This is a genomic window from Microbacterium barkeri (genome assembly GCF_027921765.1).
Classification (GTDB): Bacteria; Actinomycetota; Actinomycetes; order Actinomycetales; family Microbacteriaceae; genus Microbacterium; species Microbacterium barkeri.
In genome coordinates this window covers 24,316-45,675 of the sequence record NZ_BSEJ01000007.1, presented here as the reverse complement: position 1 = coordinate 45,675, position 21,360 = coordinate 24,316, and the positions used below count along the sequence as shown (strand labels likewise).

The following is a 21,360-nucleotide window of genomic DNA, read 5'->3' as shown; positions in this document are numbered from 1 at the left end:
ATTCCATGATCGCTTTGTCCCTTGCCGAGATCGCTGCCGCCGTCGGCGGAGAGCTGCGCCTGCACGGCGCCGACACTCCCGAGACGACGGTCGACGGGGTCGTCGACACCGACTCGCGGAACATCCGCGAGGGCGGCGTCTTCGTCGCCAAGCCCGGCGAGGCGACCGACGGGCACCTCTTCGTCGGGAAGGCGCTCGAGCAGGGCGCGGCACTCGCCCTCGTCGAGCGCGTCGTCGACGAGCCGATCACGCAGATCGTCGTGCCCGATGTCGTGGTCGCGATCGGCGAGCTCGCTCGCGAGGTCGTCGCCCGCGTGCGCGCCGCCGGCCGCCTCCAGGTCGTCGGGATCACCGGCTCGAACGGCAAGACGACGACCAAGAACATGCTCGCGACGATCCTGCGCGCAGAGGGCGAGACGGTCGCGCCCGTCGGCTCGTTCAACAACGCGGTCGGAGCCCCGCTCACCATGCTCCGCGTCACGCATGACACCCGCTTCCTCGTGTGCGAGTTCGGCGCCGACGCCTCGGGGCAGATCGCGCGCCTCGCGGGGCTCGTGACGCCCGACGTGGGCGTCGTGCTCATGGTCGGGATGGCCCACGCGGGCGGATTCGGCGGAATCGAGGCGACGGTGAAGGCCAAGTCGGAGCTCGTCTCGGCCATCCGCGACGGCGGCACGGCCGTCCTGAACATCGACGACGCGCGTGTGGCGAGCATGGCCGGCATCGCGCGCGAGCGGGGCCTCGGCCTCCTCTGGTTCGGCGAGGGCGAGGGCGCCGACGTCCGCGCCTCCGACCTCCGTGTCACGGCGTCGGGCACGGATGCCGTGATCTCGGCGGGGGAGACCGCGCTTCCGCTCCACCTGCAGGTGCTCGGCAGCCACCATGTCAAGAACGCCCTCGCCGCCGCGACCGCGGCGACCGCGCTCGGGGTCTCGCTCGACGACGCGATCGCGCGCCTCGAGACCGTCGAGCTCGCCGAGCGCTGGCGCATGCAGGTCATGGGATCCGAGCGCGTGCGCATCATCAACGACGCCTACAACGCGAGTCCCGACTCGATGCAGGCCGCGCTGCGCACGCTCGCGCAGATCACGGGACCGGACGAGCGGATGGTCGCGGTGCTCGGCGCGATGAGCGAGCTGGGCGAGTACGCCGTCGAGGAGCACAGCAAGATCGGCCTCCTCGCCGTGCGCCTGCGCATCCCGCGCATCGTCGTCGTCGGCCAGGAGGCCCGGCCGCTCTATCTCGCGGCCGTGGCCGAGGGGTCGTGGAACGACGAGGCGGTCTTCTTCGAGGACGCCGAGGCGGCGTTCGCGTACCTCCAGGGAGAGCTGCGCGACGGCGATCGGGTGCTCGTGAAGTCGTCCAACTCGGCGGGACTCAGGTTCCTCGGCGATCGTCTGGGAGAATCGTTCTCGTGAGATCACTTCTGACGGCCGCGGCGATCTCACTGGCGTTCACGCTCTTCCTCACGCCCCTCTTCCTCCGCGCGTTCCGCCGCTGGGGCTGGGGACAGGTCATCCGCACCGACGGCGAGAACTTCAACGCGCCCAAGCACGAGCTGAAGCGCGGCACGCCCACGATGGGCGGCGTCGTCTTCATCGTCGGCACGATCGTCGGCTATCTCATCGGCGCGTACACGGGCTACAACCCGCCCACCGTCTCCGGCTGGCTCGTGCTCTGGATGATGGTCGGCTTCGGCGCCGTCGGGTTCATCGACGACTTCCTCAAGGTGCGCATGCAGCACTACGCGGGGCTGTCGGGCTGGAAGAAGATCGTCGGCCAGGTGCTCGTCGTCATCCCGTTCGGCATCGTGTCGCTGAACTTCGCCGACACCTACAACCTCACGCCCGGCAGCGCCTACGTGTCGTTCTTCCGCGACATCTCGGTGCTCTCCTTCATGGCGCTCGGCCCCGTGCTCGGATGGATGCTGTACCTCGCCTGGCTCGCGCTGCTCGGCGTGGGCTTCTCGAACAGCGTCAACCTGACCGACGGCCTCGACGGCCTCGCGGCGGGGGCGGGAATCTTCGTCGTCGGGTCGTACAGCCTCATCGCGTTCTGGCAGTTCAATCAGTCGTGCTCGACGACGCAGCTGGCCGACGAGTACCTGCAGGCCTGCTACCAGGCGCGCGATCCGCTCGACCTCGCCATCGTCTCGGCCGCCTTCGTGGGATCGCTCGTCGGATTCCTCTGGTGGAATGCGCCCAAGGCGAAGGTCTTCATGGGCGACGTCGGGTCGATGGCGATCGGCGGCGTCGTCGCGGCGCTCGCCATCCTCACCCGCACGGAGCTGCTGGGCGTGCTCATCGCCGGCCTCTTCGTTCTGTCGTCGGGCTCGGTCATCCTGCAGCGCCTGTACTTCAAGGCCACCAAGGGCAAACGCCTCTTCCTCATGAGCCCGCTCCACCACCACTTCGAGCTGCGCGGATGGCCCGAGGTGACGATCGTGGTGCGGTTCTGGATCATCGCCGGCATGCTCGCCGTGAGCGGCGTCGGCCTCTTCTACGTCGAATGGCTCTCGAAGGTATGACGAACGAGCAGGACGCTCCGACCACCCGACTCGACGCTCTGACGAGCTGGCACGCGGACTGGAAGGGGCTGCGCGTCGCGGTGCTCGGCCTCTCGGTGACCGGCTTCTCCGTCGCCGACACCCTGGCCGAGCTGGGTGCCGAGGTGCTCGTCGTCACGGAGAGCGCGGCGGAGGAGTACGCGCGCCTGCTGCCGGTGATCGGCGCGCGCCTGTGGGAGGGGCCGCTCGACGTCGTCCCCGATGAGCTCGTCTCGTTCGCTCCCGAGGTCGTCGTCGCCTCACCCGGCTTCCCGCCGTCGCACCCCGTCATCCGGTGGGCCGACGAGGCGGGCGTCCCGCTCTGGGGCGACATCGAGCTCGCATGGCGCGTGCGAGACAAGGTCGTGCGCCCCGACGGCAGCCCCGCAGCCTGGGTGCTCATCACGGGCACGAACGGCAAGACGACGACCACGCGACTCGCGGCCACGATGCTGGTCGAGGGCGGCCTGCGCGCCGCGCCCTGCGGCAACATCGGGGTGCCGGTGCTCGACGCCGTGCGCGACCCCGCGGGATTCGACGTGCTCGTCGTCGAGCTCTCGAGCCACCAGCTCTGGTACCTCGGCCGCAGCGCGGAGGCGGGCGCTCCCGTCCCGCACGCGTCGGTGTGCCTGAACCTCGCCGACGATCACCTCGAGTGGCACGGGTCGTTCGAGGCGTACCGCGACGCGAAGGCGGTCGTGTACCGCAATACGCGCGTCGCGTGCGTCTACAACAAGTCGGACGCGGCGACGCAGCGGATGGTCGAGGACGCGGATGTCGTGGAGGGGGCGCGCGCGATCGGCTTCGATCTCGGCGTCCCTGGCCCGAGCGACTTCGGCGTCGTGGACGGCATCCTCGTCGACCGCGCGTTCCTCGACGACCGGCGGACGTCGGCGCTCGAGCTCACGACCGTGGCCGACCTCGCGGAGGCCGGGCTCGCCGCGCCGCACGTCGTGGCGAACATCCTCGCCGCGTCGGCTCTCGCGCGCTCCCTGGATGTGCCGCCTGCGGCCATTCGCTCGTCGCTCGCGTCGTTCCGCCTCGACCCGCACCGGATCGAGGTCGTCGGCGTCGCCGACGGCGTGACGTGGGTGGACGACTCGAAGGCGACCAACCCGCACGCCGCTGCCTCGTCGCTCGCGGCGTACCCGGGAGCCGTGTGGGTCGTCGGCGGGCTCCTCAAGGGCGTCGACATCTCCGATCTCGTCGCCCAGCACGGCGCCCGCGTGCGCGCCGCGATCGTCATCGGCGTCGACCGCTCGGCGGTGCGCGACGCGTTCGAGCGACACGCGCCGGCGGTACCGCTCTTGGAGGTCGACGACGCGGACACTGAAGACGTCATGGCGCGGGTCGTGGAGCTCGCCGCAGGGGTCGCCGTCGCAGGCGACACGGTGCTCCTGGCACCGGCGGCGGCGTCGTTCGACCAGTTCCGCAGCTATGGCGACCGCGGGGAGCGCTTCGCCGCCGCGGTGAGGGAGCGTCTGGGGAAGGGGACCGAGGATGGCCCGCACGACGACGATCCCGAAGGCCGCTGAGTCCGAGCGCCGCGCGCTCTCGGCACGGGTCTCGCTCGGCGCGGCCTTCAAGCCGGTTCCGCTCGAGTTCCTCCTCATCGCCTCCGCGGCGCTGCTGCTGACGATCTTCGGCATCCTCATGGTGTTCTCGGCCACGACCGTGACGTCGATGCAGGCGCAGAACAACCCGTACAACGACGGGGCGAAGCACGCGGTCTTCGCGGCGGTCGGCGTCCCGCTCATGTTCATCGTGAGCCGGTTCTCCATGGCATGGCTCAAGCGGCTGGCCTGGCCCGCGCTCATCGGGGCGATCCTCCTGCAGCTGCTCGTGTTCACGCCGCTCGGCATGGAGAACGGCGGAAACCGCAACTGGCTCAACTTCGGCTTCATGTCGGTTCAGCCGTCGGAGTTCATCAAGCTCGGCCTCGCGATCTGGTGCGCCTTCATGCTCGACCGGAAGAAGGCGGTCCTCGGGAAGTGGAAGCACGTCCTCATCCCGCTCGGCCCGGTCGCGGTGCTCGCGATGGGAACGGTCATGGCGGGCAAGGACCTCGGCACGGTCATGGTCATCGCGCTCGTCGTGCTCGGCGCGCTGTTCTTCTCGGGTGTGAAGCTCCGCTTCTTCATCGCCCCCGTGCTCGCCGCCGTGGCCGCGGTGGCGGCGTTCGCGATCGCGAGCCCCAACCGCATGCTGCGCATCATGAGCGTGCTCGACCAGAGCTGCCTCGACCGCTACCTCAACGAGTGCTATCAGCCGCTGCACGGCATCTGGGGACTCGCGAGCGGCGGCTTCCTCGGGCTCGGCCTCGGCAACTCCAAGGAGAAGTACGACTGGCTCCCCGCGGCCGCGGACGACTACATCTTCGCGATCGTCGGCGAGGAGCTCGGACTCCTCGGCTGCATCGCCGTTCTCGCGCTGTTCCTGGTGTTCGCGCTGGGCGCGTTCCGCATCGTGAGCCGCGCCGATGACCTGTTCGTGCGCGTCGTGGCGGGCGCACTCGGCGTCTGGATCATCGGCCAGGCGCTCATCAACATCGGCGTCGTGCTGAGGGTCTTCCCCGCGCTGGGCGTCCCATTGCCGTTCCTGTCATCGGGAGGCTCCTCGCTCATCGCGGTGCTCCTCGCGTCGGGTGTGCTCCTCGCGTGCGCGCGCACCCTGCCCGACCGGCCGGCGCGCCGCGCCTGACCCGCGCCATCCGGCCGGCGCCGTGCCTGACCCGCGCCATCCGGCCGGCGCCGTGCCACCCGCCCGCCATCCGGGTTCGGGTTCCGTGAACGTTCGGGACATGCCCGTCCGTGCGGTCGTGCCCGGGCGCGCGCTGCGCACATGGGAGGATCGAGGGGTGACGACGTACCTCCTCGCCGGCGGCGGGACCGCCGGCCATGTGAACCCGCTTCTCGCTGTCGCCGACGGGCTCCGCGCCCGCAGCGCGTCCGACGAGGTCCTCGTCCTCGGCACGCGCGAGGGGCTCGAGTCGCGTCTCGTGCCGGAGCGCGGCTATGAGCTGCTCGTCGTCGACAAGGTGCCCTTCCCGCGTCGGCCGAACGGGTACGCGCTCCGCTTCCCGGCGAAGTGGCGGAAGGCCGTCGCGGACGTGCGCCGTCACATCCGCGAGCGCGGTGTCGACGTCGTCCTCGGCGTCGGGGGCTATGCGGCAGCGCCCGCGTACGTCGCCGCCCGGAAGGAGGGCGTGCCCTACGTCGTCCACGAGGCCAACGCCCGTCCGGGTCTCGCGAACGTCCTCGGAGCCCGCGGCGCCGCGCACGTCGGCGTCGCATTCGAGGGCACGCCGCTCAAGCGCGGCGAGGTCGTGGGCATGCCGCTGCGCCCCGAGATCGTGAACCTCGACCGGGCTGCCGCGCGCGAGGAGGCCGCAGCGCACTTCGGCCTCGACCCCGACCGGCCCACCCTGCTCGTCTTCGGCGGGTCGCTCGGCGCGCGCCGCCTCAACGAGGCGATCGGCGCGTCGTGGCAGGAGATCCTCGACACCGGATGGCAGCTGCTGCACGTCACGGGGGAGAAGTCCGACCTGGTCGACCCCGGCGTCGCCGGATACGCGGTCCGCCGCTACGTGGACCGGATGGACCTCGCGTTCGCCCTCGCCGACCTCATCGTGTCTCGCTCCGGCGCCTCCACGGTGAGCGAGGTCAGCGCGCTCGGCATCCCCGCGATCTACGTGCCGTATGCCGTGGGCAACGGCGAGCAGCGCCTCAACGCGGCATCCGCGGTCGACGCGGGCGCCGCCATCCTCATCGACGACGCCGATTTCACTCCCGAGAAGGTGCGCACCGACATCCTGCCGTTCCTGCAGCGCTCGGACCTCCTCGAGCGGATGGCCGCGGCGGCCGACGGGGCCGGCACGCGTCGCGGGACCGAGAACGTCATCGAGCACCTCGACCGGGCCCTCGCGGAGCGGCCCCGGGCATGACAGCGCGCCGTGAGCCCGATGCCAGGCGCGCGGCTTAGACTCGACGGGCCATGATCAAGCCCGACCTCTCCGTCCCCATCCCCGAGCGCATCGGCGCCGTGCACTTCATCGGCATCGGCGGCTCGGGCATCTCGGGCCTCGCCCGCATGTTCCTCGCCGCCGGCATCCCCGTCTCGGGCTCCGATCGGTCGGAGAGCCAGAACACGCGCGATCTCGCCGAGCTCGGCGCCACGGTGCACATCGGCCACGACGCCGCGAACCTCGGCGACGTCGACACCGTGGTCTACACGGGCGCGATCTGGCCCGAGAACCCCGAGTTCCTCGCGGCGAAGGAGCGCGGCCTCGCCGTCATCCACCGCTCGCAGGCTCTCCACTACCTCATCGGCGGGCGTCGCCTCGTGTCCGTCGCGGGCGCGCACGGCAAGACGACCTCGACGGGCATGATCGTGACCGCCCTGCGCGCGCTCGACGCCGACCCGAGCTACGTCAACGGCGGCGTCATCCAGCAGGTCGGCGCGTCGAGCGGCGTCGGCTCCGATGACCTCTTCGTGATCGAGGCCGACGAGTCGGACGGGACGTTCCTCCTCTACGACACCTCGGTCGCGCTCATCACCAACGTCGACGCCGACCACCTCGACCACTACGGCTCGCACGAGGCCTTCGACGACGCGTTCGTGCGCTTCGCCGACGAGGCGCGCGAGGCCGTCGTCATCTCGTCCGACGACCCCGGCGCCCAGCGCGTCGCCGCGCGACTGCGTCACGAGAACGTCGTGACGTTCGGCGAGGCCGAGTCGGCCGGCGTGCGCGTCGTCGACATCGAGACCGACGGGCCCGTCGGCTTCACGCTCGTCCACGGCGAGGAGCGCGTCTCGGGCCGCCTCGGCGTGCCCGGCCGCCACAACGCGATCAACGCGGCCGGAGCCGTCGCGGTCCTCCTCACGCTCGGATACGACCTCGAACCCGCGGTCCGCGCGGTCGAGACGTTCGGCGGCACCGTGCGCCGATTCGAGCTGCACGGCGTCGAGCGCGGGGTGAGCGTGTACGACGACTACGCGCATCACCCGACCGAGGTCGCCGCCGCGCTGTCGGCCGCGCGCACCGTGGTGGGCGAGGGGCGGATCATCGCGCTCCACCAGCCGCACACCTACTCGCGCACGAAGCTCATGGCGGGCGAGTTCGCCAGAGTCCTCGAGGAGCTCGCCGATCACACCGTCGTGCTCGACGTGTACGGCGCCCGCGAAGATCCGATCCCCGGCGTCACGGGCGAGCTCGTGAGCGGCGCGTTCGACGACCCGTCGCGCGTGCACTTCGTCGCGGACTGGCAGCAGGCGGCCGACTACACGGCGTCCGTGGCCCGCGAGGGCGACTACGTCATCACCCTCGGCTGCGGTGACGTGTACCGGATCATCCCGCAGGTGCTCGACTCCCTCGCGAGCTCGGACGCCCGCGCAGCAGGCTAGGCGCCATGCGGCGACCGGGACCCCTCCCACCCTCCTCCGGCACGGAGGAGGACGCGTCGGCTCACGACGAGGAGCGCCGGCTCGCCGAACGGCGTTCGGCGATGCAGCGGCTCGGCATCGGCGAGCCCGTCTCCGAGAACCGCGCTTCGAGCGCACCTGCCGGCGATCACGTCGACACGGCCCCGATCGTGCAGATCCGCTCGGGCGGTTCAGCCGAGCCGGGTGACGGCGGTCGTGCGGAGGAGCGGTCTCGGCCGGGCGCACGCGGCGCCGACGACGAGGCGAAGGGCCGGGTGTCGGGCCGCGCGGACGACGACCGGGTCGGATGGCGCGGCGTCTGGCGCGCTGCGCGCGCACGCCGGAAGGCCCTCCGCGCGGAGGTGCGCCGGTTCACGGTGCGCGCGCGGCGGCGCCGTCTCGCGTGGCTGATCGGGATCGGCTCGGTGCTGCTCCTCGTCGTCGGGAGCGTCGGAGCGGCGTACAGCCCGCTCTTCGCGGTCGAGGAGATCTCGATCGAGGGTGCCGAGCAGCTCGATGCCGCGGCGGTCGAGTCCGCGCTGGCCGACCAGCTCGGCAAGCCGCTGCCCCTCGTCGACGCGAGCGCGGTGAAGGCCGCGCTCGTGGCGTTCCCGCTCATCGAGACCTACACCCTCGAGGCGCACCCGCCGCACGATCTCGTCATCCGCGTCGTCGAGCGCACGCCGGTCGGCGTGGTCGAGTCGGAGGCCGGCTTCACGACGGTCGACGCCGCGGGCGTCGTGCTCGCCACGGCGGGGGAGCGACCGGCCGGGCTGCCCCTCATCCAGGTGGAGGGCGGGACAGGCGCCGACGCGTTCCGCGCAGTCGGCCAGGTGCTCCGCTCCCTGCCGGAGGACCTCCGCGCGCGCGTCACGGGCGCGGGAGCGACGTCGCCCGAGGACGTGACTCTCACGCTCGGCGACGGCGGCCCGCAGGTCATCTGGGGGAGCGTCGACGACACGTCCGAGAAGGTCTCGACACTCCAGGGAGCGCTCAAGGGCGCCCTGGCCGAGGGGGCGACCGTCTACGACGTCTCCGCACCCGGGACCATCATCGTGCGCTGACAACCTTGGACCGTGTCTCACGACGGGCGGTTTTGGGCGTCGAGATCCGTGCCGAAGTGAGACATGCGAGCAGGGGGCGGGGCATTCCGGGAATTTCTCCCGACACGCCCGCATCCATTGCGCGCGTGGCGCCCGCGCCGCACGTAGCGTCGAGCACGAAAGAAATACATACCGGGCAATACTTTAACCCTCTACTTGAACGTGAAGGTTGAGGCCCGGTGAAGCCTGGGGTCGATACGGAGGCCGGCATGAGCCAGAACCAGAACTACCTCGCCGTGATCAAGGTCGTCGGCGTCGGCGGCGGTGGCGTCAACGCGGTGAACCGCATGATCGAACTCGGGCTTCGCGGCGTCGAGTTCATCGCGGTCAACACGGATGCGCAGGCGCTGCTCATGAGCGACGCCGACGTCAAGCTCGACGTCGGCCGCGAGCTGACGCGAGGGCTCGGCGCGGGCGCCGACCCCGAGGTCGGGCGCCGCGCGGCGGAGGACCACGCGGAGGAGATCGAGCAGGCGCTCGCGGGCGCCGACATGGTGTTCGTCACGGCAGGCGAGGGCGGCGGCACCGGCACGGGCGGCGCGCCCGTCGTCGCGCGCATCGCGAAGTCGATCGGCGCGCTCACGATCGGCGTCGTCACGAAGCCCTTCTCCTTCGAGGGCCGTCGCCGGCAGAACCAGGCGGAGCTCGGCGTCGCGACCCTGAAGGAAGAGGTCGACACGCTCATCGTCGTGCCGAACGACCGTCTCCTCGAGATCAGCGACCGCGGCATCTCCATGGTCGAGGCGTTCGCGACGGCCGACCAGGTGCTCCTCGCGGGTGTTCAGGGCATCACCGACCTCATCACGACGCCGGGTCTCATCAACCTCGACTTCGCCGACGTCAAGTCGGTCATGCAGGGGGCCGGTTCCGCCCTCATGGGCATCGGCTCCGCGCGCGGAGCCGACCGGGCGATCAAGGCGGCGGAGCTCGCCGTCGAATCGCCCCTGCTCGAGGCGTCGATCGAGGGTGCGCACGGCGTGCTGCTGTCGATCCAGGGCGGGTCGAACCTCGGCATCTTCGAGATCAACGACGCCGCGCAGCTCGTCAAGGAGGCCGCGCACCCCGAGGCCAACATCATCTTCGGAACGGTCATCGACGACACCCTCGGCGACGAGGTGCGCGTCACGGTCATCGCGGCCGGGTTCGACAGCGGCGAGCCGCAGCCGCGCGTCGAGGTCCCCGCGTTCGGCGGGCGCGTCGAGCCGCAGAAGCCCGCGTCGCTCCCGACCGTCGTGAAGACCGAGGAGAAGCCCGCGGCCGAGACGTCGCGTGCCGAGCGCGAGCCCGTCAGCGTCGGCGCGACGAACCCGGTCCTGCCCGACTCGAGCGGGTTCGACTCGGCGTTCGGCGACGACGACCTCGACATCCCCGACTTCCTGAAGTAGGCCGTGTCGGGCCTCGCCGAGCGTCTGGCGGCCGTCGACGCTCAGATCGCTGATGCCGCACGCGCGGCGGGGCGCGACGCCGGGGAGATCACCCGGATCGTCGTGACGAAGTTCCATCCCGCCGCGCTCGTGCGCGAGCTGCACGGGCTCGGGGTCGTCGACGTCGGCGAGAACCGCCAGCAGGAGCTCGTCGCGAAGGCGGAGGAGCTCGCGCCCCTCGGCCTGCGCTGGCACTTCATCGGCCAGCTGCAGACGAAGAAGGCGCGAGCGGTTCGCCGGGTCGCCTCGGCCGTGCACTCGGTCGACCGTGATCGGCTCGTCGACGCGCTCGAGGCTGCGGCCGAGCCGGGGGAGAGCCCGCTCGACGTGCTCGTGCAGATCAACCTCACCGACGACCCCGCCCGCGGGGGCGTCGCGCCGGATGGCATCGAGGCGCTCGCCGAGCGGATCGCCGCGGCGCCGTCGCTCGCCCTCAGGGGCGTCATGGCCGTCGCGCCGCTCGGAGAGGCCCCTGCTGCCGCGTTCGAGCGACTCGCGGGCTACGCCGCGCGCGTGCGCTCGGTGGAGCCGCACGCGACCTGGATCTCCGCCGGCATGTCGGCGGATCTCGTCGAGGCGATCGCCTGCGGCGCGACACACCTGCGGATCGGATCCGCAATCACGGGCCCGCGCGACGCGCGGGGTTAGCCTCGGACAAGACGCGAACACAACGGAGGACGCCATGGCGAACCCGCTCAAGAAGACGATGGTCTACCTCGGCCTCGCCGACGAGGAAGAGTACGAGGAAGAGGCCGCGGCGCAGTCCCGCACGCCGCGCGAAGAGCGCATCGTGCGCGAAGAGCGTCCGCACCGAGAGGAGAAGCTCATCGAAGAGGCAGCTCCCGCGCCCGTCACGCCGCTGCGTCGCCCCGCCGTGGTGCGCCAGCCCGCGTCCGGCGCGGTCAACGAGATCGTCACGGTCCACCCCAAGCAGTACCGCGACGCTCAGACGATCGCCGAGCACTTCCGCGACGGCATCCCCGTGATCATCAACCTCTCGCAGATGAGCGACGCCGACGCGCGCCGCCTCATCGACTTCGCGAGCGGTCTCTCGCTCGGCCTGTACGGCCGCATCGAGCGCGTCACGAGCAAGGTCTTCCTGCTGTCGCCGGAGAACATCGCCGTCTCGGGCGACGGGGCGATCGCGCACGCCGACATCGAGTCGGCGCCGTTCGCGCAGTCGTGACGGCCCCGCACAGCCGAATCGGGCAGAATCGTACGCTGTGAGCGCACTCGGACTCATCGCGTCGATCCTGAACTTCGCACTGCTGCTGTACATCTTCGTGCTCTTCGGGCGCCTCATCCTGGAGTACATCCCGATGTTCAACCGCGAGTGGCGTCCCAAGGGAGCGGTGCTCGTGCTCGCGGAGATCGCGTACACGCTCACCGACCCTCCGATCAAGATGTTCCGGCGAGTCATCCCCCCGCTTCGCGTCGGCGGGATCGCGATCGACTTCGCGTTCGCGCTCACGATGCTGCTCTGCTTCATCCTGCTGTCGGTGACGCGGACCCTCACCTATCTCTGACCCCTCCCCGGGTCGCGGCTCGGCAACGCCCATGAGCGGCGGTTATGCTGTCAGACACGGACACGTGCCAGGTTCGTTCCCGGCCGCCGACCGAGTACTCATCGAAAGAGGAGCCAAAACCATGGCATTGACCCCGGATGACGTCGTCACCAAGCAGTTCCAGCACGTCCGGTTCAAGGAGGGCTTCGACCCGGACGAGGTCGACGACTTCCTGGATGAGATCGTCGTCGAGTGGCGCAAGACCATCGAGGAGAACGAGCAGCTGAAGGCGAAGCTCGCTCAGTACGAGTCGGGCGAGGCCGCTCCGGCGCCTGCCGCCGCTGAGGCTCCCGCCGAGGTCGCTCCGGCTCCTGTCGCCGAGGCACCCGCCGCGCCGGCCCCCGCGCAGGAGGCTCCGGCCGCTGCTCCCGCCGTGTCGTCGACCGCCACGAGCGCCGCGAGCATCATCGAGCGCGCGCAGCGCCTGCACGACGAGCACGTCGCCGAGGGCCAGGCCACGGCCGAGCAGATCGTCAGCGAGGCGAACACCAAGGCGAGCCAGATCGTCTCGGAGGCCGAGGCCAAGCAGCGCGAGATCCACGCGAAGCTCGAGAGCGAGCGCAAGACGCTCGAGGGCCGCATCACGGAGCTCCGCCAGTTCGAGCGCGACTACCGTCAGCAGCTGCGCACGTACTTCGAGACCAAGCTCAAGGACCTCGACTCGTCGGCCACGCCCGCGAGCTCGACCCCGGTCTCGGCAATCGGTCTGTAAAGCCCGTCTTGTCGGGCCGACCCCCTCTGCGTGCGGCGGCGGCCGGTACGACGATCGCGATCCTCGCGATCGTCGTGCTGGCCGCCGACCAGTTCAGCAAGCAGCTCGCCATCCAGAGCCTCGACCCCGGGCGCACGGTTCCCGTCGTCGGCGACGCTCTGCAGTGGCACCTCGTCTACAACCCGGGTGCGGCGTTCTCCCTCGGTGAGGGCGTGACCTGGGTCTTCACCCTCGCCATGGCGCTCGTCGCGTCGGCGATCGTCTGGCTCGCGATCACGCGCATCCGCTCGCGGCTCTGGGCGGTCGTGCTCGGCCTGCTGCTCGGCGGCGTGCTCGGCAACCTCGTCGACCGGGTGTTCCGGGAGCCCGGGTTCGCCGTGGGCCACGTGGTCGACTTCATCCTGACGCCGTGGATGTGGTTCTGGACCACTCCCGCGATCTACAACGTCGCCGACATCTTCATCGTGTCGATGATGATCTCGGTCGCGCTGCTCACTCTCGTCGGCATCCGCTTCGACGGCTCGCGCGAGAAGGACCGCGCCGTCGCCGAGGGCGCGCATCCGGATGACGAGGGCGCCGACGCAGGACGGCACGCGTGAGCCAGTCCCGGCGGCTGCCGATCCCCGACGGGCTCGAGGGGACGCGCGTGGACGCGGCTCTCGCGAAGATGCTCGGCTTCTCGCGGACCTTCGCCGCCGAGGTCGCCGAGTCCGGCGGCGTGCAGGTCGACGGCGTCACGGTCGGCAAGTCCGACCGCGTCTCGGCCGGCTCCTGGATCGACGTCGAGTGGCAGCCGAAGGAGGAGCCGCGGGTCGTGCCGGTCGAGGTGCCCGAGCTGGGCATCGTCCACCAGGACGACGACATCGTCGTCGTCGACAAGCCATCGGGAGTGGCGGCGCATCCCTCCCTCGGCTGGGAGGGGCCGACCGTGCTGGGCGCCCTTCTGGCCGCGGGCGTGCGCGTCGCGACGACGGGCGCCGCGGAGCGCCAGGGCATCGTGCATCGCCTCGACGTCGGCACGAGCGGGCTCATGGTCGTGGCGAAGACCGAGCGCGCCTACACGCTGCTCAAGCGCGCGTTCAAGGAGCGCACGGTCGACAAGATCTACCACGCGGTCGTGCAGGGCCACCCCGACCCGCTGACCGGGACGATCGACGCGCCGATCGGCCGCCATCCGAGCCATTCGTGGAAGTTCGCCGTCACTCCGGACGGCAAGGACTCCATCACGCACTACGAGACCATCGAGGCGTTCCCCGGCGCCTCGCTTCTCGAGATCCACCTCGAGACGGGCCGCACGCACCAGATCCGCGTGCACATGGCGGCGCACCGCCATCCCTGCGTCGGCGACCCCCTCTACGGCGCGGACCCGACGCTCTCGGCGCGGCTCGGTCTCACGCGCCAGTGGCTGCACGCGCATAAGCTCGCGTTCGCGCATCCCGGATCGGGGGAGTGGGTGCAGTTCACCTCGGAGTACCCCGCGGATCTCGCCCACGCGCTCGCGGTCCTCCGCGGCGAGTAGCGCCGTCGCCCGCCCTCGGGCGGCGCGGGCGGCGCGCGCCCGACACGCCCCCGGCTCCGTGTCGGACGCCGAACGTAGACTCGAGGCATGGCGTCTGATTCCTTCGTCCACCTCCACGTGCACAGCGAGTACTCGATGCTCGACGGGGCGGCGAAGCTCTCGGCGATGACGCAGGCGGCGGCCGACTACGGCATGCCGGCGATCGCGGTCACCGACCACGGCAACACGTTCGCGGCGTTCGAGTTCTACAAGGCCGCCAAGGCCTCGGGCGTGAAGCCGATCATCGGACTCGAGGCCTACGTCACGCCCGGAACGCACCGCAGCGACAAGTCGCGCGTGCAGTGGGGCTCGCCCGATCAGAAGAGCGACGACGTGTCGGGCTCCGGCGCGTACACGCACATGACGCTGTTCAGCGAGACGACGCAGGGCATGCACAACCTGTTCCGCCTCAGCTCGCTGTCGAGCATCGAGGGCTACTACTTCAAGCCCCGCATGGACCGCGAGCTGCTGCAGACGTACGGCAAGGGCCTCATCGCCACGACCGGATGTCCGTCGGGCGAGATCCAGACGCGCCTGCGCCTCGGGCAGTACGACGCCGCGCGCGCGGCCGCCGCCGAGTTCCAGGACATCTTCGGCAAGGAGAACTACTTCGCCGAGATCATGGATCACGGCCTCTCCATCGAGCGCCGGATCATGAGCGACCTCCTGCGCCTCGCGAAGGACCTCGGCATCCCGCTCGTCGCGACGAACGACTCGCACTACACGCACCAGCACGAGGCCGATGCGCACGCGGCGCTCCTCTGCGTGCAGTCCGGCTCGACGCTCGACGACCCCAACCGCTTCAAGTTCGACGGCGACGGCTACTACGTCAAGACCGCGCAGGAGATGCGCCAGCTCTTCCGCGACCATCCGGAGGCGTGCGACAACACGCTGCTCATCGCCGAGCGCTGCAACGTCGAGTTCAACACGTCGGCGAACTACATGCCGCGCTTCCCGGTGCCCGAGGGCGAGACCGAGGAGAGCTGGTTCGTGAAGGAGGTCGAGAAGGGCCTCCACTACCGGTACCCGAACGGCGTCCCGGAGGCGTCGCGCAAGCAGGCCGAGTACGAGATCGGCATCATCACCCAGATGGGGTTCCCCGGCTACTTCCTCGTCGTCGCCGACTTCATCAACTGGGCGAAGGACAACGGCATCCGCGTCGGTCCGGGCCGCGGCTCGGGCGCCGGCTCGATGGCCGCCTACGCGATGCGCATCACCGACCTCGACCCGCTCGAGCACGGACTCATCTTCGAGCGCTTCCTCAACCCCGACCGCGTCTCGATGCCCGACTTCGACGTCGACTTCGACGACCGCCGCCGTGGCGAGGTGATCGACTACGTCACCGAGAAGTACGGCTCCGAGCGCGTCGCGCAGATCGTCACGTACGGCACGATCAAGTCCAAGCAGGCGCTGAAGGACGCCGGCCGCGTGCTCGGCTTCCCGTTCAGCATGGGCGAGAAGCTCACGAAGGCCATGCCTCCGGCCGTGATGGGCAAGGACATGCCGCTCGACGGGATGTTCAACCCCGAGCACCCGCGCTACAAGGAGGCCAGCGAGTTCCGGACGGTCATCGAGACCGATCCCGAGGCGCGCACGGTCTTCGACCGCGCGGTCGGCCTCGAGGGCCTGAAGCGCCAGTGGGGCGTGCACGCGGCCGGTGTCATCATGTCGAGCGAGCCGCTCATCGACATCATCCCGATCATGCGCCGCGAGCAGGACGGGCAGATCGTCACGCAGTTCGACTACCCGGCGTGCGAGTCGCTGGGCCTCATCAAGATGGACTTCCTGGGGCTGCGGAACCTCACGATCCTCTCGGACGCGCTCGACAACATCCGCACCAACCGCGGCGAGGAGGTCGACCTCGAGCACCTGCCGCTCGACGACCGCGGTGCCTACGACCTGCTCTCCCGCGGCGACACGCTCGGCGTCTTCCAGCTCGACGGCGGCCCCATGCGCTCGCTTCTGCGGCTCATGAAGCCCGACAACTTCGAGGACATCTCGGCCGTCATCGCCCTGTACCGTCCGGGCCCCATGGGCGCGAACTCGCACACGAACTACGCGCTCCGCAAGAACGGGCAGCAGGAGATCACGCCGATCCACCCCGAGCTCGAGGAGCCGCTGCGCGAGATCCTCGACACGACCTACGGCCTCATCATCTACCAGGAGCAGGTGATGGCCATCGCCCAGAAGGTCGCGGGCTTCAGCCTCGGCCAGGCCGACATCCTCCGGCGCGCGATGGGCAAGAAGAAGAAATCCGAGCTCGACAAGCAGTACGAGGGCTTCTCGAACGGCATGAAGGAGCGCGGGTTCGGCGAGGGCGCGATCAAGGCCCTCTGGGACATCCTGCTGCCCTTCTCGGACTACGCGTTCAACAAGGCGCACTCGGCCGCGTACGGCGTCGTCTCGTACTGGACCGCGTACCTCAAGGCGCACTATCCCGCCGAGTACATGGCGGCGGTGCTCACGAGCGTCGGCGACTCGCGCGACAAGCTCGCGATGTACCTGAACGAGTGCCGTCGGATGGGCATCCACGTGCTGCCGCCGGATGTCTCCGAGTCGATCGGCTTCTTCGCGGCCGTCGGCGACGACATCCGCTTCGGCCTCGGCGCGATCCGCAACGTCGGGTCGAACGTCGTGGACGGCATCATCGCCGCGCGCGAGGAGGGCCCCTACACCGACTTCCACGACTTCCTCCGCCGGGTGCCGATGCACGTCGCGAACAAGCGCACGGTCGAGTCGCTCATCAAGGCGGGCGCCTTCGACACGATGGGCTCGACGAGGCGCGCGCTGCTCGAGATCCACGAGCAGGCGGTCGAGTCCGCGGTCACCGACAAGCGCAATGCGGCGGGCGGCGCGATCGGATTCGACTTCGACAGCCTGTGGGATGAGCCAGAGGCCGTGCAGAAGGTGCCGGACCGCCCCGAGTGGACGAAGAAGGACAAGCTCGCCTTCGAGCGCGAGATGCTCGGGCTCTACGTGTCCGACCATCCGCTCGCGGGCCTCGAGGTGCCGCTCGCGAAGCACCGGTCGATCACGATCAGCGACCTGCTCGCCTCCGAGGACCTGCAGGATGGCGACCAGGTGACCGTCGCGGGGCTCGTCACGAGCGCGCAGCACCGCGTCGCGAAGTCGAGCGGAAACCCCTACGGCATGATCACCGTCGAGGACTTCGACGGCGAGGTCACGGTCATGTTCATGGGCAAGACGTACACGGAGTTCCAGCCGATCCTGCAGCAGGACTCGGTGCTGGCCGTGCGCGGCCGCGTGTCGCGACGCGACGACGGGCTGAACATCCACGCGCAGATGGCCTTCGTGCCCGACGTGGGCGCGCTCGAGGTGTCGGGGCCGCTCACGCTGCTCCTTCCCGAGCAGCGTGCAACCGAGCGCGTCGCGCAGGACCTCGCGGAGGTCCTGCGGCGCCACCGCGGCGAGACCGAGGTGCGCCTGAAGATGCACCGCGGGCGCACGGCGAAGGTGTTCGAGATCCCGATGCCCGTCTCGATCACGGCCGAGCTCTTCGGCGACCTCAAGGCGCTCCTCGGGCCGCAGTGCATCGCGTGAGCGATCGCCCGGCGGGCAGGGGAGTCGTGCCCGCGGCCGCGCTGAAGCGCGGCAAGTAGGATCGACCCGCACCTCGACGGAAGGACACAGGGTGAGCGACCAGTACCCCGGCTACACGCCCCAGCCCGAACCGGCGGCGCACGCGCCGCGGGAGACGAACAGCGGGCGCCCGCAGAACGGCGTCGGGCCGTTCACGGCGCGTGAGCTCATCCTCGTCATCGTCGGCGGCCTCGCGCTGCTGTTCTCGTTCTTCTCCATCGTGCGGTTCTCGTTCGTGCCGATCTGGGCATCGGGCCTCGACTGGATCCTCGGCGCCCTCCTGCCCGCCGCCGGCGCGTTCCTCATCCTGCTCCGCCGTCTCGCGCCCACGGCCATCACCCGCGTCGGATCGCTCGGCGTCGACCAGTTCGCCTCGGTCGCGTTCTCGGTGGGCGCGGTGCTGTGGGTGAGCCGCCTCGCCTGGGGTGCGCAGGGCGGCGAGTGGTTCCTCACGTGGGTGCCCTGGCTCGAGGCGCTCCTCATGCTCGCCGGGGTGTTCTTCACGGTGGTCGCCCCGTTCGTCCCGCCCTTCCGCGAGGACTTCGACGGCCGTGAGGAGAGCACCGCGCACCCCGCGGCGCGGAAGGCGCGTCCTGTCGCACGCGCGCCGCGTCCGCAGCCGGCCGCGCAGGGCGGATGGCCGAACGCGCCGGCCGGGCAGGGCGGATGGCCGCAGGCGCCGGGAGCGCAGCAGGGCCAGCACCCCTACGGTCAGCAGTACGCGCAGACACCGTACGGCCAGCAGGCGTACGGGCAGCAGCCCTACGGTCAGCAGCCCCACGGGCAGCAGGGCTACGGCCAGCAGCCGTACGGACAGCCCTACGGTCAGCAGCCGTACGGACAGGCCGGCTACGGTCAGCAGCCCTACGGGCAGCAGCCCTACGGCCAGCAGGCCGGTCAACCGGGTCAGGCCGCATACGGCCATCAGCACGGTGCCGCGCAGGACGCCTGGGTCGCTCCGGGCGCGAATCCCTACGTGACTCCGGCGGCAGCTGCTCCGGACGACGCGTCGGCGCCCGAGTCCGCCGCGGCGCCCGAGTCCGCCGCGGCGCCCGAGGAGCAGTCGGCGCCCGAGCAGGCGTCGGCCGCGCAGCCTGCCGATGAGGGTCTCTACGACACGATCCTCAGCGACGACGAGCCGCGCGGCGCCGAGCATGGTGTGCAGGAGACCGAGGTCTTCTCCGACGTCCAGGTCACCGAGCCCGATGCCGAGCAGCCGGCGCCCGCCCCCCATGACGGTGCCGACGAGCTGTCGCGCCTCGTCGAAGGATCCGAGGGCGCCCCGGCGGCCGATGCTCAGACGACGCAGGCCGACGAGCGTCCGACCTCCGCCCAGCCCTTCTGGGCTCTCGTCCCGGTCGAGCGCGACGTCGTGGATGAGAGCGGCGATCCGCTGTTCCGCATCGGTCCCACCGCGTGGGCCCTCGTCCTGGAGGACCGCGGCGACGTCTTCGTCGTGCGCGACGACGACGGCCGCATCGGCTACCTGCACGATGTATCCGGCGTGACGCGCGGCTGATCGCCCTCACCGACGGCCTCTCCTCGCTGCGAGGGGAGGCCGTCTGTCATGAGCACGTCGCCGCCGCGGGATAATCGATGCATGCGCACCATCGACCTCCGCGGCCGCTCGCTCACCCCCGCCGAGCTGCTGGCCGTCGTCCCCCGTGCCGCCGAAGCGCTGCAGGCGGCGGCGTCGGTCGCCGTCGAGATCGTCGCCGACGTCCGCGCCCGTGGCGAGGCGTCCCTGCGGGAGCAGGCCGAGAGGTTCGACCGCGTCTCGGGGCACGAGATCCGCGTGCCGGCCGAGCACATCGCCGAGGCGGTGGCGGGGCTCGAGCCCGAGGTGCGGTCGGCGCTCGAGCAGGCCATCGACCGCGTGCGCGCGGCATCCGCCGCACAGGTGCCCGAGGGGCGTGAGACGCGCATCGGGCAGGGAGCCCGCATCATCCAGCGCTGGCAGCCCGTCGCCCGTGCCGGTGTCTACATCCCGGGTGGGAAGGCCGTCTACCCGTCGAGCGTCGTGATGAACGTCGTGCCCGCGCAGGTTGCGGGCGTCGAGAGCATCGCACTCGCGTCGCCTCCGCAGGCCGACCAGGGCGGCCGCGTGCACCCGACGATCCTCGCTGTGGCGGGCCTGCTCGGCGTCGACGAGGTCTACGCCATGGGCGGGGCCGGCGCGATCGGCGCGCTCGCAGCGGGCGTGCCCTCGCTCGGCCTCGATCCGGTCGACGTCGTGTCGGGGCCGGGGAACAACTTCGTCGCGGCGGCCAAGCGCGCCGTCGCTGGCTTCGTCGGCACGGACGCCGAGGCCGGCGCGACCGAGATCCTCGTCGTGGCCGATGACGCCGCCGATCCGCGCCTCATCGCCTACGACCTGGTGAGCCAGGCCGAGCACGACGAGCAGGCCTCGGCCGTGCTCGTCACGACGTCGGCTGCGCTCGCCGACGCGGTCGCGACCGAGCTCGCGCGCATCGCGCCGCTCACCCGCCACGCGGAGCGCGTTGCGACCGCCCTCGCGGGGGAGCAGTCGGCGATCGTCCTCGTCGACGATGAGGCGACCGCTGAGGCGTTCAGCAATGCCTATGCGCCCGAGCACCTCGAGCTGCACCTCGAGGACGCGTCTCGCGCGGCGGCGCGGTACACGAGTGCGGGCGCCGTCTTCGTCGGCGGCTTCGCTCCGGTGAGCCTCGGCGACTACCTCGCGGGGTCGAACCACGTGCTGCCGACGGGCGGGCAGGCGCGCTACGCCGCAGGACTCGGCGCGCACACGTTCTTGCGACCGCAGCAGGTCATCGAGTACGACCGGGATGGCCTCGCCGAGGTCGCCGACGCGATCGTCGCGCTCGCGAACGCCGAAGCGCTCCCGGCGCACGGCGAGGCGATCACGGCCCGATTCGCAGGAACCGCCGAGTAGGCTGACGCGCTATGCACTGCCCGTTCTGCCGCCACGGCGACTCCCGCGTCATCGACTCGCGCACGAGCGACGACGGCCTCTCGATCCGGCGTCGACGGCAGTGCCCGCAGTGCGGGGGCCGCTTCTCGACCATCGAGACCGCGAGCCTCAACGTCATCAAGCGGTCGGGCGCCGCTGAGCCGTTCAGCCGGGAGAAGGTCGTCGCCGGTGTGCGCAAGGCCTGCCAGGGGCGCCCGGTCACGGACGCCGACCTCGCGATCCTCGCGCAGCGTGTGGAGGAGTCGCTGCGGCAGACCGGGCTGAGCCAGATCGACGCGAACGACATCGGCCTGGCCATCCTCGGCCCGCTCCGCGAGCTCGACGAGGTCGCGTATCTGCGGTTCGCGAGCGTGTACCAGGCGTTCGACTCGCTCGAGGACTTCGAGGCGTCGATCGCCGACCTGCGCGCGGACCACGCGCGGCGCCGCAGCGCAGAGGCTCCGTCGGCGAACTGACGGCGGCACCCGATACCCTGGCGG

At 70.8% G+C, this 21,360-nt stretch carries 18 protein-coding genes; all 18 read left to right on the top strand.

The genetic code is table 11. The features are described 5' to 3' along the window. Positions 1 to 5 precede the first annotated feature (5 nt). On the top strand, positions 6 to 1,418 hold the full coding sequence (locus PKE79_RS08540) for a UDP-N-acetylmuramoyl-tripeptide--D-alanyl-D-alanine ligase (protein ID WP_271173269.1): 1,413 nt from the start codon (positions 6 to 8) through the stop codon (positions 1,416 to 1,418). Then, positions 1,415 to 2,527 (top strand): phospho-N-acetylmuramoyl-pentapeptide-transferase, encoded by a 1,113-nt coding sequence (gene mraY, locus PKE79_RS08535; protein ID WP_271173268.1) that lies wholly within the window; start codon positions 1,415 to 1,417, stop codon positions 2,525 to 2,527. Before PKE79_RS08540 ends, mraY begins: the two co-directional genes overlap by 4 nt. Then, a complete protein-coding gene (gene murD, locus PKE79_RS08530) occupies positions 2,524 to 4,080 on the top strand; it encodes a UDP-N-acetylmuramoyl-L-alanine--D-glutamate ligase (protein WP_271173267.1) in 1,557 nt (518 codons plus the stop codon). The genes mraY and murD overlap by 4 nt, the downstream gene beginning before the upstream one ends. Continuing rightward, the gene (ftsW, locus tag PKE79_RS08525; protein WP_271173266.1) at positions 4,046 to 5,245 is read left to right on the top strand and encodes a putative lipid II flippase FtsW; all 1,200 of its coding nucleotides are present in this window, start codon (positions 4,046 to 4,048) and stop codon (positions 5,243 to 5,245) included. The genes murD and ftsW overlap by 35 nt, the downstream gene beginning before the upstream one ends. Positions 5,246 to 5,402: 157 nt before the next feature. Then, on the top strand, positions 5,403 to 6,488 hold the full coding sequence (locus PKE79_RS08520; RefSeq protein ID WP_271173265.1) for a UDP-N-acetylglucosamine--N-acetylmuramyl-(pentapeptide) pyrophosphoryl-undecaprenol N-acetylglucosamine transferase: 1,086 nt from the start codon (positions 5,403 to 5,405) through the stop codon (positions 6,486 to 6,488). 50 nt (positions 6,489 to 6,538) lie between these two features. Next, positions 6,539 to 7,948 (top strand): UDP-N-acetylmuramate--L-alanine ligase, encoded by a 1,410-nt coding sequence (murC, locus tag PKE79_RS08515; RefSeq protein WP_271173264.1) that lies wholly within the window; start codon positions 6,539 to 6,541, stop codon positions 7,946 to 7,948. Between the two features lie 5 nt (positions 7,949 to 7,953). Next, entirely contained in the window at positions 7,954 to 9,030 is a 1,077-nt protein-coding gene (locus PKE79_RS08510; RefSeq protein WP_271173263.1) for an FtsQ-type POTRA domain-containing protein, read from the top strand. 248 nt (positions 9,031 to 9,278) lie between these two features. Continuing rightward, positions 9,279 to 10,454 (top strand): cell division protein FtsZ, encoded by a 1,176-nt coding sequence (gene ftsZ / locus PKE79_RS08505; protein WP_271173262.1) that lies wholly within the window; start codon positions 9,279 to 9,281, stop codon positions 10,452 to 10,454. 3 nt (positions 10,455 to 10,457) lie between these two features. Further along, positions 10,458 to 11,141: a YggS family pyridoxal phosphate-dependent enzyme gene (locus PKE79_RS08500; RefSeq protein ID WP_271173261.1), complete on the top strand. Its 684-nt coding sequence runs from the start codon at positions 10,458 to 10,460 to the stop codon at positions 11,139 to 11,141. Between the two features lie 34 nt (positions 11,142 to 11,175). Then, positions 11,176 to 11,679, top strand: coding sequence for a cell division protein SepF (locus tag PKE79_RS08495; RefSeq protein ID WP_271173260.1), 504 nt, complete (start codon positions 11,176 to 11,178; stop codon positions 11,677 to 11,679). 37 nt (positions 11,680 to 11,716) lie between these two features. Further along, a complete protein-coding gene (locus tag PKE79_RS08490) occupies positions 11,717 to 12,019 on the top strand; it encodes a YggT family protein (RefSeq protein WP_271173259.1) in 303 nt (100 codons plus the stop codon). Positions 12,020 to 12,140: 121 nt separating this feature from the next. Further along, positions 12,141 to 12,770, top strand: coding sequence for a DivIVA domain-containing protein (locus tag PKE79_RS08485; protein WP_271173258.1), 630 nt, complete (start codon positions 12,141 to 12,143; stop codon positions 12,768 to 12,770). An 8-nt stretch (positions 12,771 to 12,778) separates the two neighbouring features. Continuing rightward, the gene (lspA, locus tag PKE79_RS08480) at positions 12,779 to 13,369 is read left to right on the top strand and encodes a signal peptidase II (protein WP_271173257.1); all 591 of its coding nucleotides are present in this window, start codon (positions 12,779 to 12,781) and stop codon (positions 13,367 to 13,369) included. Next, entirely contained in the window at positions 13,366 to 14,289 is a 924-nt protein-coding gene (locus PKE79_RS08475; RefSeq protein ID WP_271173256.1) for an RluA family pseudouridine synthase, read from the top strand. Before lspA ends, PKE79_RS08475 begins: the two co-directional genes overlap by 4 nt. 87 nt (positions 14,290 to 14,376) lie before the next feature. After that, on the top strand, positions 14,377 to 17,889 hold the full coding sequence (gene dnaE, locus PKE79_RS08470) for a DNA polymerase III subunit alpha (RefSeq protein WP_271173255.1): 3,513 nt from the start codon (positions 14,377 to 14,379) through the stop codon (positions 17,887 to 17,889). Between the two features lie 91 nt (positions 17,890 to 17,980). Beyond that, positions 17,981 to 19,447 (top strand): hypothetical protein, encoded by a 1,467-nt coding sequence (locus tag PKE79_RS08465; protein ID WP_271173254.1) that lies wholly within the window; start codon positions 17,981 to 17,983, stop codon positions 19,445 to 19,447. An 81-nt stretch (positions 19,448 to 19,528) separates the two neighbouring features. Beyond that, positions 19,529 to 20,842, top strand: coding sequence for a histidinol dehydrogenase (gene hisD, locus PKE79_RS08460; RefSeq protein ID WP_271173253.1), 1,314 nt, complete (start codon positions 19,529 to 19,531; stop codon positions 20,840 to 20,842). Positions 20,843 to 20,853: 11 nt separating this feature from the next. Beyond that, on the top strand, positions 20,854 to 21,336 hold the full coding sequence (gene nrdR, locus PKE79_RS08455) for a transcriptional regulator NrdR (protein ID WP_271173252.1): 483 nt from the start codon (positions 20,854 to 20,856) through the stop codon (positions 21,334 to 21,336). The last annotated feature ends 24 nt before the right edge of the window (positions 21,337 to 21,360 follow it).

What these genes read in the sequence shown, in the direction of transcription:
- hisD (WP_271173253.1), top strand. Translation starts at nt 19,529, where the DNA reads ATGCGCACCATCGACCTCCGCGGCCGCTCGCTCACCCCCGCCGAGCTG.
- PKE79_RS08485 (WP_271173258.1), top strand. Translation starts at nt 12,141, where the DNA reads ATGGCATTGACCCCGGATGACGTCGTCACCAAGCAGTTCCAGCACGTC.
- ftsZ (WP_271173262.1), top strand. Translation starts at nt 9,279, where the DNA reads ATGAGCCAGAACCAGAACTACCTCGCCGTGATCAAGGTCGTCGGCGTC.
- PKE79_RS08495 (WP_271173260.1), top strand. Translation starts at nt 11,176, where the DNA reads ATGGCGAACCCGCTCAAGAAGACGATGGTCTACCTCGGCCTCGCCGAC.
- nrdR (WP_271173252.1), top strand. Translation starts at nt 20,854, where the DNA reads ATGCACTGCCCGTTCTGCCGCCACGGCGACTCCCGCGTCATCGACTCG.
- PKE79_RS08510 (WP_271173263.1), top strand. Translation starts at nt 7,954, where the DNA reads ATGCGGCGACCGGGACCCCTCCCACCCTCCTCCGGCACGGAGGAGGAC.
- PKE79_RS08540 (WP_271173269.1), top strand. Translation starts at nt 6, where the DNA reads ATGATCGCTTTGTCCCTTGCCGAGATCGCTGCCGCCGTCGGCGGAGAG.
- dnaE (WP_271173255.1), top strand. Translation starts at nt 14,377, where the DNA reads ATGGCGTCTGATTCCTTCGTCCACCTCCACGTGCACAGCGAGTACTCG.
- murC (WP_271173264.1), top strand. Translation starts at nt 6,539, where the DNA reads ATGATCAAGCCCGACCTCTCCGTCCCCATCCCCGAGCGCATCGGCGCC.
- murD (WP_271173267.1), top strand. Translation starts at nt 2,524, where the DNA reads ATGACGAACGAGCAGGACGCTCCGACCACCCGACTCGACGCTCTGACG.
- ftsW (WP_271173266.1), top strand. Translation starts at nt 4,046, where the DNA reads ATGGCCCGCACGACGACGATCCCGAAGGCCGCTGAGTCCGAGCGCCGC.